The sequence below is a fragment of the Larkinella knui genome, from assembly GCF_003858645.1.
Classification (GTDB): Bacteria; Bacteroidota; Bacteroidia; order Cytophagales; family Spirosomataceae; genus Larkinella; species Larkinella knui.
In genome coordinates this window covers 301,334-316,670 of the sequence record NZ_RQJP01000001.1, presented here as the reverse complement: position 1 = coordinate 316,670, position 15,337 = coordinate 301,334, and the positions used below count along the sequence as shown (strand labels likewise).

Annotated in this window: 14 protein-coding genes; all 14 read left to right on the top strand. The window is 51.0% G+C overall.

Annotated features, from left to right (window positions below):
- Positions 1-43: 43 nt before the first annotated feature.
- The 14 genes from EHT87_RS01280 to EHT87_RS01215 all read left to right on the top strand — a co-directional run bounded on the left by EHT87_RS01280 (position 44) and on the right by EHT87_RS01215 (position 15,327).
- Entirely contained in the window at positions 44-883 is an 840-nt protein-coding gene (locus EHT87_RS01280; RefSeq protein ID WP_124903065.1) for an ABC transporter permease, read from the top strand.
- A 95-nt stretch (positions 884-978) separates the two neighbouring features.
- Entirely contained in the window at positions 979-2,250 is a 1,272-nt protein-coding gene (locus EHT87_RS01275) for an ABC transporter ATP-binding protein (protein ID WP_124903063.1), read from the top strand.
- Positions 2,243-3,316 (top strand): DegT/DnrJ/EryC1/StrS family aminotransferase, encoded by a 1,074-nt coding sequence (locus EHT87_RS01270; protein ID WP_124903061.1) that lies wholly within the window; start codon positions 2,243-2,245, stop codon positions 3,314-3,316. Before EHT87_RS01275 ends, EHT87_RS01270 begins: the two co-directional genes overlap by 8 nt.
- A gap of 6 nt (positions 3,317-3,322) precedes the next feature.
- The gene (locus EHT87_RS01265) at positions 3,323-5,365 is read left to right on the top strand and encodes an ArnT family glycosyltransferase (protein WP_124903059.1); all 2,043 of its coding nucleotides are present in this window, start codon (positions 3,323-3,325) and stop codon (positions 5,363-5,365) included.
- A gap of 56 nt (positions 5,366-5,421) precedes the next feature.
- Positions 5,422-6,120: a WbqC family protein gene (locus EHT87_RS01260; protein ID WP_124903057.1), complete on the top strand. Its 699-nt coding sequence runs from the start codon at positions 5,422-5,424 to the stop codon at positions 6,118-6,120.
- A gap of 14 nt (positions 6,121-6,134) precedes the next feature.
- Entirely contained in the window at positions 6,135-6,788 is a 654-nt protein-coding gene (locus EHT87_RS01255) for an acetyltransferase (RefSeq protein WP_124903055.1), read from the top strand.
- A gap of 10 nt (positions 6,789-6,798) precedes the next feature.
- A complete protein-coding gene (locus tag EHT87_RS01250; protein WP_124903053.1) occupies positions 6,799-7,995 on the top strand; it encodes a glycosyltransferase family 4 protein in 1,197 nt (398 codons plus the stop codon).
- The gene (locus tag EHT87_RS01245; RefSeq protein WP_229320780.1) at positions 7,979-8,689 is read left to right on the top strand and encodes an NAD-dependent epimerase/dehydratase family protein; all 711 of its coding nucleotides are present in this window, start codon (positions 7,979-7,981) and stop codon (positions 8,687-8,689) included. The genes EHT87_RS01250 and EHT87_RS01245 overlap by 17 nt, the downstream gene beginning before the upstream one ends.
- Positions 8,686-9,669, top strand: a complete 984-nt coding sequence (locus EHT87_RS01240) for a glycosyltransferase family protein (RefSeq protein WP_124903051.1) — start codon at positions 8,686-8,688, stop codon at positions 9,667-9,669. Before EHT87_RS01245 ends, EHT87_RS01240 begins: the two co-directional genes overlap by 4 nt.
- 98 nt (positions 9,670-9,767) lie before the next feature.
- On the top strand, positions 9,768-10,601 hold the full coding sequence (locus tag EHT87_RS01235) for a DUF5672 family protein (RefSeq protein ID WP_124903049.1): 834 nt from the start codon (positions 9,768-9,770) through the stop codon (positions 10,599-10,601).
- Positions 10,585-11,613 carry a glycosyltransferase family 2 protein gene (locus tag EHT87_RS01230; RefSeq protein WP_124903046.1) on the top strand — a complete coding sequence of 343 codons (1,029 nt, stop codon included), beginning with the start codon at positions 10,585-10,587 and terminating at the stop codon, positions 11,611-11,613. Before EHT87_RS01235 ends, EHT87_RS01230 begins: the two co-directional genes overlap by 17 nt.
- A gap of 8 nt (positions 11,614-11,621) precedes the next feature.
- Positions 11,622-12,596 (top strand): hypothetical protein, encoded by a 975-nt coding sequence (locus tag EHT87_RS01225; protein ID WP_124903044.1) that lies wholly within the window; start codon positions 11,622-11,624, stop codon positions 12,594-12,596.
- Positions 12,597-12,793: 197 nt separating this feature from the next.
- Positions 12,794-14,149, top strand: coding sequence for an O-antigen ligase family protein (locus EHT87_RS01220; protein ID WP_229320778.1), 1,356 nt, complete (start codon positions 12,794-12,796; stop codon positions 14,147-14,149).
- 17 nt (positions 14,150-14,166) lie between these two features.
- Positions 14,167-15,327: a glycosyltransferase family 4 protein gene (locus EHT87_RS01215; RefSeq protein ID WP_124903042.1), complete on the top strand. Its 1,161-nt coding sequence runs from the start codon at positions 14,167-14,169 to the stop codon at positions 15,325-15,327.
- Positions 15,328-15,337 lie beyond the last annotated feature (10 nt).

The following is a 15,337-nucleotide window of genomic DNA, read 5'->3' as shown; positions in this document are numbered from 1 at the left end:
AGTATTGATCCTACATACTTACACTATTCACTGAATAAAGTTTGTGAAAACACACGAAGTGGTTATTGAATCCGGCCGGTCGGAAAAAAATTACTGGCGGGATCTCTGGAAAAACCGGGAGTTGCTGTATATTCTGTCGATGCGTGACATTTCCGTCCGCTACAAACAGACAATTCTGGGTACGTCCTGGAGCCTGATTCGCCCGCTGATTACGATGATGATTATGTTCTTCGTATTCAGCAAAGTAGCCAAACTCAAAGGCGATCCCGGCATTCCGTATCCCCTGATGATTCTGGCCGGTTTAACCATCTGGACCTTTTTCTCGAACTCCTTCACCCAGATCAGTACCAGCATCACCGCCAATTCGAACCTGGTGACGAAGGTGTATTTTCCCCGGCTGATCATGCCGCTCAGTTCCTCGGTCGTTAGTTTTATCGATTTTCTGGTGGCGCTGGGGCTGTTCGTTGTTCTGACCATCTGGTATCAGTTCTGGCCCGATTGGCACATTTTGTTTCTCCCTTTCTTTATAATTCTGGCGCTACTGGCATCGTTTGCATTTGGTCTTATCTTTGCGGTATTGAACGTCAAATTTCGGGACATTGGCCAGCTAATTCCCTTCATCGTTCAGATCGGTTTTTATGCCTGCCCGATTGCGTACAGTAGTCGGCTGGTGGAAGAAAACGCCGGCGAATGGTGGCACCCCATCTATTACCTGAACCCGATGGTGGGCATCATCGATGGATTCAAATGGTCGCTTTTGGGTGATAAAGCTTTTTTTAATCCGAACAGCGTAATCAATTCGGTCGTGGTCATCGGTATATTTTTGTTTATCTCCATCTATTTTTTCCGGAAACGGGAAAATTCATTTGTAGACGATATTTAAAATAGTTGCGACGTCAGTTATCGTTTTGAACAGAAAATGTTTATTTACCTTAGTAACTGAAAACAAACAACTTACAACGGGCAACTCAGTAAGCTATGGCGGTCATCACAGCAGAAGACATCAGCAAACGATACATTATCGACCATAAACGCGGCAAGGGCAGCAGCAGTATTAAAGATGCCCTGGGCGAACAGATACGGAAGATTTTTAATGGTAAAAAGTCTCCGCATCAGGAGGCTGAGCACATTGAGCATGAAGATTTCTGGGCGCTTCGGGATGTCAACTTTTCGGTTGAGCAGGGCGATCGGATCGGTATTGTCGGTCATAACGGAGCCGGAAAATCAACGCTTCTGAAAGTTCTCAGCAAGATTACCGAACCCACTACGGGCCGAATTCACATTCGCGGCCGAATCGCCAGCCTGCTCGAAGTCGGAACCGGTTTTCACCCCGAATTGACCGGTCGCGAAAATATCTTTCTTAACGGTGCCATTCTGGGCATGACCCGGGAAGAAATCCGCAAACAGTTTGATGCCATTGTCGATTTTGGCGGTATCGAGAAATTTCTGGATACGCCCGTCAAACGGTATTCATCGGGGATGTACGTTCGGCTTGGGTTTGCCATTGCCGCCCACCTCGACCCCGAAATCCTGATCATCGACGAAGTACTGGCGGTAGGCGATGCCGAATTCCAGAAGAAAAGCCTGGGTAAAATGCGGGACGTTTCGGCCAGCGGCCGGACCATCCTCTTCGTGAGTCACAACATGACGGCGGTGCAGGCGCTGTGCAACCGGACGCTTTATTTCGAACGCGGCCGGCTCATCGAACAGGGAGAAACCAATCAGGTGGTGGCTTCGTATCTGAGCAAAATTTCCAAAACCAAGCTCATCCGCGAGTGGAACACCCCGGAAGAAGCTCCGGGCAACGATTTGGTGCGGGTCAAGAAAATTGAAATCCTGCCCGAATACGTGGATAACCAGATTTTTATCGACGTTCGGACCCCGTTCCGCGTCCGCTTCGAGTACTGGAATCTCATGGACAAGGCCAACCTGAATCTGAGCCTGCACATGAACTCGATGACCGGCGAATGCATCTTTAACGTCGGTACGCAATCGCAATCCTATTCAAAAGGGCTGATTTCGGGCGAGTGCCTGGTACCGGGTCATTTTTTGAACGATGGAACGTATAACGTTTCCATGATGATCGTAAAAGATACCGTGACTCCGCTCTACAATATGGAAGAAGGACTTATCTTTGACGTTGCCGACTACCGCGATGGTGTGGCCTGGTATGGCAAATGGCCTGGCTATGTGCGTCCGCAACTGAAGTTCCACACCGAAATGATGGAAGAAAACATTCTGAATGATTAACATCACCAAATCGTACCTGCCTCCCCTCGAAGAATACGTCAAGCATCTGGAGGGAATCTGGGAACGAGTCTACCTGACCAATAACGGTCCGCTCGTCCAGCAACTGGAAAAAGAGCTGAAAGACTACCTTGACATTAAAAACCTGCTGTTTTGCGGAAATGGTACCATCGTTTTGCAGATGGCCATCAAGGCGCTGGGACTCACGAAAGAGATCATTACCACGCCCTTTTCGTATTGCGCCAGCACTCACGCCATCCTGTGGGAAAACTGTACCCCGGTTTTCGCCGATGTTCGGGCCGATGATTACACCATCGATCCACTCAAGATCGAACCGCTGATCACCGAACATACGGAGGCTATTCTGGCGACTCACGTCTACGGAAACCTGTGTCAGATCGATGCCATTGAAGCACTGGCCAAAAAGCACAACCTGAAAGTGATCTACGACGGAGCACATTCGTTTGGGGCCACCTACAAAGGTAAATCAGCGTTGTCGTATGGCGATATCAGTACGTGCAGTTTCCACGCGACCAAGGTTTTTCATACCATCGAAGGTGGTCTGGTGACCTGCAACGACGATGCCATTGCGGACAAACTCAACCTGTATCGCAGTTTCGGGCACCGTTTCGATGACTACATCGACATGGGAATCAACGGTAAAAACTCCGAATTTCATGCCGCGATGGGGCTTTGCAACCTGCCCGTCGTTCCGGCACTGATCGAAGCCCGCAAAGAGCGGTTTGCCCGGTATGATGCACAACTCGATCTTTCCAAACTGCAACGGCCGGTTATTCAGCCCGAAACAGGGTATAATTACGCTTATTATCCGATTGTGCTCGAATCGGAAGCTAAATTGCTGGAAATAAAAGCCGCACTGGAACAGGTGAAGATCAATCCCCGGCGGTATTTTTACCCCTCGCTGAATACCCTGCCGTTCCTGAAAACCACCCAGCCTTGCCCCATCTCGGAGGACATTGCGCTCAGGGCACTCTGCCTGCCGATGTATCCCGATCTGGAAGAGGAAGTGATCGATCAGGTTTGTACCATTGTTAATAGTTATTTGTAAAAGGGAATGACATTCTTTTACCTGCTTACGTTTGCCCTGTTCATCGTTTACATTGGCAACACCGCAGCCGGTATCAGCCGACGATCGCTGACCGAGTGGTTGCTGGTTTCGTTTATTCTTTTTGCCGCGAGTGTCATCCTGACCGGTTTTTGCCTGTCGGCTCTGTATCTGACGGCCAGCACGCCGGTTTGGGCCTTCTCCGTTTTCCTGACCGCAACGGTTCTTCGCGTCACCTTCGGGCGGTTGGTCAACCAGCCCCGCTGGTCGGTCAATCGTTTGCTGCGGGAACGGCGGGAAACGTTTGGCGACTGGTATCGCTCCCTATCCGTGTATTTCAAGGTTCTGTTCACCGTCTTGCTGGCAACGCTGGGCGTTATTGCCGTCACCAATCTGTTGCTCGTTCTGTTTACGCCCCCCAACGAATGGGACAGCATGACCGGCCACCTGAACCGGGTCATGCAATACATCCAGCGCGGAACCATGCGGCATTTTGGGGGTACGAACTGGAACATGGATACGTACCCGAAAAGCGTCTGTACGATCCAGATCTATTCGTTTTTGATCACGGGCCGCTTCGAAAATGCCTTCAAACTCATTCATCATCTGTCGTACTGGATGGCGATTATTGCGGTTTTCGGTATTTCGCAACGCATTGCCCGGAATCTGTCGGCGAGCTTTTTTGCCGCCCTGTGTTACGCGCTGCTGCCCGATTTTCTGATGCAGGCCGTTACCACCGAAACCGATATCGTGCTGACTGCCTATATGGGCAGCTTCCTGTATTTTCTGTTTGCCTACCGCGAATCGGGCACGGAAACCACCCGCGACGCCCGGTATCTGTACCTCGCCGGTATGGCGTTTGGTATTGCCTACGGTCATAAAATCACGTTTACGCTGCTCCTGCCGTCGCTGTTTGTCGTGATGATCTATACGGTTTTCTGGGCTCCGAACCGGCTGGTTTTCTTTGATCGGCTGAAACACGTCGTACCGGCTTTCATCGTTGGCGTGTGTTTGTGGATGCTGCCAACGGGTTATCTCAAGAACATCGAGGTATTTGGTCACCCCATCGGGCCACCGACGGCCCTCCGCCACCAGTCGGTAGAACGGGCGGGGCCGTTGCGGAATTTGCTGGAACAAGGCACCCGCAATGTCATTCGGTATGGCTATGACCACATCAATCTCGACGGATTACGGAACACGCAATGGGGGCTGGACGCGAACGTAGCCATGCGAAAACCGCTGGTTAAGTTGGAAGAAGTGACCAAACTGCGGCTGGACGAGGAAACGGATTTCACCATTTTCCCGTTTGTTTTCAGTCGGCGGTTTGAGTTTTACAACGCCAATCCGTATTGGAGCATCATCGGCTTCGGCCTGATTCTGCCTCTGGTTGCGTTGTCATTGCTGGGTCTTATGCGCTCGAAAGCTCATTTTTTTCTGGCGATAGCCTTCGTGCTCCATTTCCTGGCCCTCTCCTACTCGGCTCCATACGATCCGTTCAAAGGGCGGTATTTCATCGAAACCGGTTTGATTGGTTCTTTATTTCTGCCTATTCTCTTCACCAACCGCTGGCTTACCATTTTAAAACCGGGCCGCGTAGCCTTGAAAATGTATGTGGCTTTAGTCATTGGCGTTGGCAGTCTTTCGGCCCTCTTTACGGTCTTTCTAAATGAGCGTTGCCTGCCGCTTCCGGCCTACGGTCGGCCGTCGGCCTTTCGTGCCGAACGGATGTATCTGCAAATGATGTTCCGCCCCGATAGCTACGTGCCTTATAAGCGGTTCGATACGCTGGTGCCCGAAAACGCAACCGTTGCCCTGGGAACGATCAACGATGATTTTGAATATCCCCTGTACGGAAAACACCTGTCCCGGCGGCTCATTCCGATCAACCCTTTCGAAAAAGGGGTGCAGCCGATTCCGAAGGACGCCGATTATCTGTTTTTCTCTAAAAACGTTATCAAACCGCAGCCGGGTGATCTGCGACTCGGCACGGATACGACGATGACGCACCTGATTGTACCGGGCGAAGATTACTATTTACGAAAGCTAAAATAGAGCGGTTTAAATACCGCACACCATACTAAAGGCGGTTTTCAAACCGTCCGATCGAGATGACAATTGCCATCATGCAACCCTATTTTTTGCCCTACATCGGTTATTTGCAACTGATGAATACCGTCGATAAATTCATTTTCTACGACGATGTTGCCTTCATCAACCGGGGCTGGGTGAATCGGAACCGCATTTTGGTCAATGGAAAAGACTTTATGCTGACCGTTCCGCTTAAAGAAGCCAGCCAGAACAAACGGATTGCGGACATCGACCTGAGCGACGACCCGAAATGGCGGCAAAAACTCCTGCAAACCCTGGGGCAATCCTACCGAAAAGCACCTTTTTATAAAACGGTATATCCCTTGCTGGAAAAAATTGTAAACTTGGAGGTTCGTACGATTGCCGAACTGGTTCGTGATAGTTTCCCGTTGATAAACGACTACCTGGGCATCCAAACCGAACTCGTTCCGTCGTCCGCCATTTACAACAACCATGAACTGCGGGGTCAGGAGCGGATTCTGGATATTTGTCGTCAGGAAAAAGCCACGCGGTACATCAATCCCATCGGTGGAATGGAACTGTATGACCGCCAACGGTTTGCCGATGCGGGCATCGAGCTGTTTTTTATTCAATCGAGACGAGTTGACTATGCCCAGTTTCAGAACGAATTCGTTCCCTGGCTGTCCATCGCCGATGTGCTGATGTTCAACGACGTGCCGACGGTGCAGAAGATGCTGGATGAATTCGAATTGGTTTAACAACATTACTCGCTATGGCAAAAGTTATCATATTTGGCGTACTGGATACCGCCGAACTCGCGCATTTCTATTTGACCCACGACTCGGAACACGAGGTCGTTGCGTTCGCATTAAACCGCGAGTATCTGAAAGAAACCGAGTTCAAGGGGTTGCCGGTCGTTGCCTTTGAAGACGTTGAGACGGTTTATCCTCCGCAGGAGTTTAAGTTTTTCGCCCCGATGACGGGTCGGAAAATGAACAAAAACCGGGAAAAAATCTACCTGGAAGCCAAAGCAAAAGGGTATGAATGCATCTCGTACATCAGCTCAAAAGCGACGCTTTTCAATAATCAGATTGGCGAAAACTGCTTTATTCTGGAGGATAATACCATTCAGCCCTTCACGACCATTGGCAATAACGTTGTTTTGTGGAGCGGCAACCACATCGGTCACCACGGAGAAATCAAAGATCACGTCTTTTTTACGTCTCATGTGGTGCTTTCGGGCCACTGCGTGGTCGATTCCTACAGCTTTTTTGGCGTCAACAGCACCATTCGCGACTACCTGCACATCGCCGAAGGAACGTTGGTAGGCATGGCCGCAGCCGTCATCAAGTCGACCGAAGCCTGGGGTGTGTACATGGGCAATCCGGCCGAAAAACGCCCGATACCGAGTCATAAAGTTTATTAAACGTTTTCTCTTGACGAAGATCCTTTTCATCGGCCACGATGCCAACCGGGCCGGAGCGCAATATTTACTGCTTCACCTGCTGACTTTTTTACAAAAGGCGGGGGTGGAAACAGCCCTGTTGCTGGGTGATGGCGGACCACTCGTTTCAGACTATGAGCGCGTGACCACTGTTTACGCCGGTTTTGTGCCGCCCACTCCTCCGCAACCCAACAGCCTGATTACCCGGGCCATTAAACGCCTGGGCGTGGGTTCTTCGAACCCGGAAAGTGATCCGAAAACTGAACTTTTTACCGAACTCCTGCCGGTTTTACGGGCAAAGGCCTTCGACCTGATCTTTTCAAATACCATTGCCAACGGTGGTTTACTCCGACGGCTGCAACCCTTAGGCCTGCCCTTCATATCGTACGTCCACGAACTGGAAACATCGATTCACATCTACACCAAACCGGACGAACTGCGGTATCAGCTCGACCACGCCACGTTGTTTCTGTGCGGCTCGGATGCGGTTCGCCAGAATCTGGTTCAGAATCATGGGCTGGCGTCCGAAAAAACCGAGGTACTCAACTCGCTCATTCGCACCGAATCGCTGCTGAACACGCTGCAAAGCGTTGATCGGCCTGCCGTCCGTACTCGCCTGGGAATCCCACTCGATGCCGTCGTGGTGGGCGGCTGCGGCAATGCGGAATGGCGCAAAGGTGTCGATTTGTTTGTGTTGATGGCCCAGCAAGTTCTAAAAACCCATCCCGATGCATATTTTGTCTGGATCGGCGTCCCCAAAAAGAGCGAAGAATACCGGCGACTGACGTATGATCTGGAACGGATGCAACTCAATGACCGGGTTATCCTGATTGAACCGGGGGGTGATTACCTGACTTATTTTGCCTGTTTCGACATCTTTACGTTAACCTCCCGCGAAGATCCCTATCCGCTGGTGATTCTTGAAGCCGGGCTGAACCAGATTCCCGTTCTCTGCTTCCGGGATTCAGGCGGGAGTCCGGATTTTGTCGGCGAAGATACGGGGTGTCTGGTGAATTATTCCGATGTTGCCGCCCTGTCGGACGTGATCCGTCGGCTGGCCGACGCGCCGGAGGAACGCCGTCGGCTTGGGGCTATTTTTTACCAGCGAGCCATGCATCACGACGCCGGTGTGCTGGTGCCGCGTCTGCTGGCTATCCTTGAAACCGCTTTGAATGAACACAATACGTAGCATGGTCGTTGGAAACGGTATGATTGCCCGGCGTTTTTCAGATTTTGACGACCGGGATGACGTCCTGATTTTTGCCTCCGGGGTTTCCAATTCCAAGGAAAACCGCCCCGCGGAGTTTGCCCGGGAGCAAAAGCTCGTCGAAGAAAGCATCGCGTGGTCCGAAAACCGGCTTTTTATTTATTTCAGCACCTGCAGTGTTACCGATCCGACCGAACAGGGTTCGCTTTATGTTCGGCATAAGTTGTTTCTGGAAACGTATATCGCGGAAAATTGCGCTCACTACCTGATTATCAGAGCGTCCAACGTGGTGGGCGGAACCGAAAATCCGCATACGGTTTTGAATTTTTTTGTCAACCGCATTCGGAACCAGGAACCGTTCGACGTCTGGCAGGGAGCCAGCCGGAATCTGATCGATGTCGATGATGTATACCGGATCGTGACGGACTACATCGCCCGGGGACCAAACGACTGGAATCAGATCATCAATGTCGCTAACCCGTACAGTGTCAGACCGTTGGAGATTGTTCAGGCTATTGAAACTCATCTGGGTGTAACCGCCCGGTACCGGTTGATCGACAAAGGTGAACCGTTTGCCATCGACACGACAAAAAGTAAAGCGGTTTTGCACAACAAACTGACCGAACTTCAACCCAATCGCTACCTGCCATACCTGTTGCAGAAATATTACGTATGACGCTAGCCTTCACCATTTGTTCGATCAATTACCTGGCCCAGGCCCGAACGCTGGGCGATTCGCTGCGGCAAACCAATCCCGACTGGCAGTACGTCATCGGGTTGGTCGACAAGCTGGATCAGGCCAACCTGCCAGCCTCGCTCCTGCCCGACTATCCGATGCTGGAAATCGACCAGATCGAGATCGAGGATTTTGCGGGTATGTGCGACCGGTATGACATCACGGAGTTGAATACCGCCGTCAAACCATTTTACATCGACTACTTTTTCAAGCACAACCCCGAAGCTACCGAAGTCATTTATTTCGACCCGGACATCATTGTTTTTCAGCCGCTTACCCGGCTGAAGCAACATTTGGGCGAATACAACCTGGTGGTGACGCCCCATATCTGCCAACCCATCAATGACTGGCTGATTCCCAACGAGTTAAACCACCTCAACACCGGTACGTTTAATTTGGGATTTATTGGGCTGCAAAAAACGGAAGAATCAAACCGGTTTGTTCAGTGGTGGAAAAAACGGCTGGTGAACGAATGCCGCATCGATCTCTGCAACGGTTTATTCGTCGATCAGCACTGGGTTAATTTTGCCCCTATTTACTACGATAAAGTCTGGATTGAAAAACATCCCGGTTACAATGCTGCCTACTGGAACCTTCACGAGCGGCATTTCTCGGAACAGAATGGCGTCTGGCGGGTCAACGAAACGGCCGATTTGCAGTTTTTCCACTACAGCGGTTACGGCATTCATAAACCGAAGGAAATTTCCAAATACCAAAACCGGTTTACGTTTGAACAGCGCCCGGATGTGGTTGCGTTGTTTGACCTATATCGGCAGCGACTGCTTGATAATCAGAACGAAACGTACCGGAATTACCCCTGCTTTTACATTAAACCGCCGAAGACGCTCTATTACCAGAGTATCCGGAAATCGCTGAAATCTCCGATCAATACGTTAATTTCGGCACTCGAAAACCGGTAATTAGTTTACAGTTTTCGGATAACCGTTTTCGGTGCTAACGCGATCCTTTGAATGCGTCAGCCTCCGTAAACTGAAAACCGAAAACCGAAAACCAAAAAATGAACACTCTACGTAAGACTCCGCAGCTGGCCTGTGTCGTGATTCCGGTTTATCAATCGTCACTGACGGACTATGAACAAATTGCGCTCACCCAGTGTCTGCGTGTTCTGGGGCATTACCCGGTTATTCTGGTCAAACCCAGGTCGCTGGATGTTTCGTACCTGACCCAACCGTATCCCCAGCTTCAGGTTCGGGAATTCGACAATGCCTATTTCAAGGATGTACAGGCTTATAACCGGCTGATGCTGTCGGAGGAATTTTATCAGGCTTTTACGGACTTCGAATACATGCTAATTTACCAGTTGGATGCGTTTGTGTTTCGGGATGAACTGGCCGACTGGTGCCGGAGCGGCTACGAATACGTCGGCGCACCCTGGCTCCGCGACCGTGATTTTACCGGCTGGAAGGATGAAACCGTGTTTAACATCAAGAAAAAGATTGCCATCTGGCTGGATCTGAAGAAGGACGACGGCGTTACGCCCCGGGAAATTACGGCCCTGAATGGCGTGGGAAACGGCGGTTTTTCGCTGCGAAAAATTCCGTCGCTCCTGCGCTGGATTCGCTTTTACAAGAAAAAAATTGCCAATTACGAGAAAATTCACGCCCATCAATACAACGAAGATGTGTTTTGGGGCATCGAAATCAACCGGTATTTCCCTATTCTGAGCGTGCCGGATTTCCGGACGGCCCTGCGGTTTTCAGTTGAGTTTTATCCCGAGCGGGCCATTCAGACGTACAACAAAGGCCAGCTTCCTTTCGGTTGTCATGCCTGGAACATCCACGGAACCGACTACTGGCGACCCATTTTTGCAACCTATGGCTATACCATCTGATCCGACCCACCCAACCATCTCGGTGGCGCTTTGTACGTATAACGGCGAAGCGTATCTGGAAACTCAGTTGCAAAGCCTGCTGAAACAGAGCCGCTTACCGGATGAACTTATCGTTTGCGATGATGATTCGACCGACCAGACGCGAGCGGTTTTGGAACAGTTTGCCGCCAGAGCGCCATTTCCCGTACAGATTTTTCACAATACGACGCGGTTGGGCTTTAACAAAAATTTCGAGAAAGCCCTTTCGCTTTGCCAGAACGAATTAATCTTTATCTGTGATCAGGACGATTGCTGGTTGCCCGAAAAAATTGCATCCCTGAGTGATTACCTGATTCACCATCCGAACGTCGATCTGGTGTTTTCTAACGCCATCATTACCGACAGCAACCTGAATGACACGGGTCGTCTATTCTGGGACACCGTGCGGTTTACCGAGCCCATCCGCGAGCGGTGGCGCCGGGGTGAAGCCGTGGAAGTGTTGCTGGATGGCAATCGGGTGATGGGCTGCACATCGGCTTTGCGCCGGCGGTTGCTGGCGTCGTTTTTACCGATTCCCAACCTGCCCAATTACATCTATGATGGCTGGATGGGCCTGGTTGCGGCCGCCAAAGGCACCATTGATTTTTACGAAAAACCGTTAATCTGGTACCGTACCCACGAAAAACAGCAAGTGGGCACCCGTCCTCCGGTGGCGGGCAAACTGGTAAAGTTCACCGATCGGTTTTCACGCCCGCACAGCGAGAAGCTCGGCCCTTTGCTTCATAAATACCACGAATTGCGTAGCTTATACGAATTAGTAAAAGCGCGCACGCCGGTCAAAACGCCGGGAATCGAACAGTTTGAACGGCGGCTGGCCCATTATAACCGCAGAAGCACCCTGCCCGACGGGCGGTTTTTGCGGATTGGTTCGGTCATTCGGGAGTTAGTTGCCGGCAACTATCACCGGTATGCCGATCAGGAAGCCAACCAGTACGCACCGTATCTGGCGGCATTAGGCGATTTATTAGAGTAACGAAACGTATGATTACATTTCTGTCCGTTTGCACCATCCGTCAACTGCCTCAGGCACTCGCCCTGGGCGAAAGTTTGCAGCGCCATCACCCCACCGACTCGTTCGTGATCGGGCTCTGCGATGACATTTCGCAGTTGCCGACCGGTTTTCAGCTGCCGTTTCCGCTGATTTCGATGAACGATCTGGTCATTCCGGATTTGGAGCAACTTTCCCAGCAATATACCCCGGCGGAGTTTGAAGCAGCCTGCAAACCGTTCTTTATCAGCCATCTATACCAGAGCCAACCTCAAAGCGATTGGCTGGTTTACCTCGATCCATCCGTTTATCTGTACCAACCTCTGACGGATTTATACACCCGGTATTCCGATGCGGCTCTTTTGCTGACGCCACACCTGCTCAAGCCATTGACTGACCAGGCTTTCCCCGACGAGAAGTATCTTCAGAACATTGGCTTGTACAGCTCCGGTTTTATCGCACTGAAACGTTCGGACGAAGCGGCCCGGTTTCTTGGCTGGTGGGGTCAGCGGGTGCCGGAACGGGCCTTTGCCCGGCCCTGCGAGGGCATGTATACGGACCAGATCTGGCTGGCCCTCACACCCGGTTTGTTCGATGGGGTTACGATTGTCAAAAATCCCGGCTGGCACCTTGGTTTGTGGAACCTGCACGAGCGGCTGATTACAGAAGAAACACCAGCTGTATTCTTTAATTACAAAGGATTGGCCGATCAGGAAGGGTACTTTCAGGCCCAGGATCGGGTCCGGATTTCGTCGTATCCGTCGATAAAAAAACGGCTCCAGGCCTATCAGGACCGGGTGCGTCACTTCGATAAAGCGGGTCTGGCCAACCCGCTGAGTGCCGTCGTTCCGGCCTATGGCCGTCAGCCGTTCAAACCGCCGGTCAAGGGATGGCGCAGGAAAGCCGTTGCCACGCTTCGGCAGACCGTTCAGTTTATCGAAACGGTTGACGTACCCCGAAAAATGTAGGCGAAACAAACCGGTTGAATTGGCAATTCACGAAATTGGAAAAGTGAAACTTAGGTGGGCTGCTTTATTCCTCGATCCATATTCCTTACTTCAGTATTCTTTTCTTTATATTTGTACTGATATTAAAAAAATACAATTGCCTAAACCATGCAGTCAGGCCTGTGAGGTGTTTTGAAATCGATCCAACCATTTGATTTATGCTGCCATCATCCTTCTTAGAACTATTTACCTGGCGAAAACTGCACCTGATGCGGTATGTAGTTGGTATTTTAATGGTTATTGACGGCTACCCATTAATTTTCTTTTTCAAGGAAACGTTACGCATTGCCCCGGGAAGCACGGCTTTTACGGCGGCCTTCCTGGCCCTGGGCTTCATTCTGATGATTCCATTTCACTTCATGCGTAAATTATACCGGCTGAATACCAACCTGTTGAACATGGCACTGCTGTTTTTTGCCGTCATGATTTTCTACATGGCTTTCTACCGCGATCAGTGGTTCAAAGATGGTACGATGGACACGATCTATTACATTTACGTAGCGTTATTCCTGTTTTTACTGATCAACATCCCCAACGATATTATCGAAGTATTCGTCCCGATCGTAATTGCCTTTACGGTGGTTTCCAACCTGGCCCTGGTCTACGCCTTATTGACCGACCCAACCTGGAACATTGGCCAACGGGCTGCTATTCAATATGGTGAAGGCGAATACCGGTCTGGTAATCCGCACGTTTTTGCCAGAAATGCCCTGATGAGTGTAGTGGCCTGCGGGATTTGGGCGTTTCGACCCCAAACGGGCTTTATTCTTCGGATTATGTCGCTGGGAGCCTGTATTTTCAGTATGGGGATTCTGGTTATGACCCAAACCCGTTCGAGCATTGTGGCCCTGATTTTGATTATTGGGCTGTTTTTTATGTTCAACATTCGCCCCCGGCAGATCAAAGACGCCGTGAAAGGATTGATGCGACCAGCCTCACTGGTGATGATTGCCATCGTCTTTCTGGGTATTGGTTACTTTATGCGAAAAAATGGCGACCTGATTGCCATTCTCTACGGCTATGCCGTTGCCTTCATTGAACGAAATATGGAGAACGTGTACGCGGTATTGGGCATAAAAGTCCAAAATCAGTTTGCCGCCACCCTGGATGCTTCGGCCGGCAACCGTGCAACCAGTTTTCAGTACCTGCAAAACATCATCGAAGGCCATTTACACGTCATTCTGGTGGGCCAGGGCTATAAATCGACCTACCTGGATGTACCGCTCCTGGAAGCACTCATCAACCACGGTCTTCCCGGTTTTGTGACATTTACCGCCTTCTGTTTCTCGGCGCTTTTTTACAGTCTGAAGACCATCCGCGATAACCCGGACTCGCTTTCCACCTTTCTGGCGTATTTCTACATCATGCTTTTCGTGCAATTATTCACAAACGGGCGTCCCTACGAAATTTCGTTCTGGCACCCGTTCTGTCTGATGATCCGGTTTGTGGGAATCAGCCACCTCTACCCGCCCAATCTGCTTAATCACCCGCCGGTGGTTAAACCGGCCCTTTGAGGCATTAACCCATCTTTATGAAGATATTGATTGTTCACAACATTTTGTGGGCACATTATAAAGCAACGGTTTTCAGCGAACTGAATCGCCTGGCTTCGACTTTCGGCGCGTCGGTACATGTGCTGCAGATTGCCCGAAACGAACAGTCACGGGCTTTGCTGGGAAAACCGGACCAATTGCCAGACCAGTACAGTTACGAGCTGCTTTTCGATGCTGATATCGAGCAGGTCAGTACATCCGCCAAAATCAGGGCCCTGGTGAGCCGGATGCGCGCTTATGGCCCCGATGTCATTTTATTGACGGGCTATTACGACCCGGCCCAACTGGTTTTGATGCTGCTGGCCAAAGCAAGCGGGATCAAAGTTATTATTCAAACCGAATCTACCCCCGTCGATCAGACGCGAAGTACAGGGCGGGAATGGCTAAAAAGCCGGATCATTTCGCTGGCCAATGGTTTTTTCTGCTTTGGCACACCGCAGGCCAATTACCTGATTCAGCTGGGCGCCCGACCGGAGCAGATCCTGGTTCAGAACAATGCGGTAGTTGACAATGCGAAGTTGCGCCAGGTTTACGAGCAGGCCCGACCCAACCGGTCGGCAAAACAACGGGAACTGGGCTTAAAACCGGCTAATTTCATCTACGTTGGCCGCCTGGCGGCCGAAAAAAATCTGACGGTTTTGCTGAATGCCTTTCAACAGGTCCGGCAAAAAACAACGGCTCCAGACCACTGGGGACTCCTGCTGCTCGGCGACGGCGACCAGAAGGCATCCCTGGAAACCCAAATCGAACGACTTGGTTTGCAGGATGTTGTCAGAATTTTACCCAATCAGCCCTGGCACCGGGTTCCGGAAACGCTGGCATTGGCCGACGTGCTGGTGTTGCCCAGTCTGTCCGAACCCTGGGGTCTGGTTGTCAACGAAGCGATGGCTTGCGGGATGCCGGTGGTCGTTTCAACCCGTTGTGGTTGCGCCACAGACCTGGTGAAAGACGGCCGGAATGGGTACGTTTTCGATCCGCTCCGGCCCGATGAACTGGAACATTGCCTGCTCAACTTCACCAGCAACCAGGCTAACCGGGAAGCCATGGGACGGGTTTCGGCGGAGATCATTGCCGGTTTTACGCCGGACGCCGTTGCCCGGGAAATGCTGGCCGGATTTGTGAAAGTGACCCGTACTTAGTTATTTCGAC

Coding starts and splice junctions, on each gene's coding strand:
- EHT87_RS01275 (WP_124903063.1), top strand. CDS start 979: ATGGCGGTCATCACAGCAGAAGACATCAGCAAACGATACATTATCGAC.
- EHT87_RS01270 (WP_124903061.1), top strand. CDS start 2,243: ATGATTAACATCACCAAATCGTACCTGCCTCCCCTCGAAGAATACGTC.
- EHT87_RS01265 (WP_124903059.1), top strand. CDS start 3,323: ATGACATTCTTTTACCTGCTTACGTTTGCCCTGTTCATCGTTTACATT.
- EHT87_RS01260 (WP_124903057.1), top strand. CDS start 5,422: ATGACAATTGCCATCATGCAACCCTATTTTTTGCCCTACATCGGTTAT.
- EHT87_RS01255 (WP_124903055.1), top strand. CDS start 6,135: ATGGCAAAAGTTATCATATTTGGCGTACTGGATACCGCCGAACTCGCG.
- EHT87_RS01245 (WP_229320780.1), top strand. CDS start 7,979: ATGAACACAATACGTAGCATGGTCGTTGGAAACGGTATGATTGCCCGG.
- EHT87_RS01240 (WP_124903051.1), top strand. CDS start 8,686: ATGACGCTAGCCTTCACCATTTGTTCGATCAATTACCTGGCCCAGGCC.
- EHT87_RS01235 (WP_124903049.1), top strand. CDS start 9,768: ATGAACACTCTACGTAAGACTCCGCAGCTGGCCTGTGTCGTGATTCCG.
- EHT87_RS01230 (WP_124903046.1), top strand. CDS start 10,585: ATGGCTATACCATCTGATCCGACCCACCCAACCATCTCGGTGGCGCTT.
- EHT87_RS01225 (WP_124903044.1), top strand. CDS start 11,622: ATGATTACATTTCTGTCCGTTTGCACCATCCGTCAACTGCCTCAGGCA.
- EHT87_RS01220 (WP_229320778.1), top strand. CDS start 12,794: ATGCTGCCATCATCCTTCTTAGAACTATTTACCTGGCGAAAACTGCAC.
- EHT87_RS01215 (WP_124903042.1), top strand. CDS start 14,167: ATGAAGATATTGATTGTTCACAACATTTTGTGGGCACATTATAAAGCA.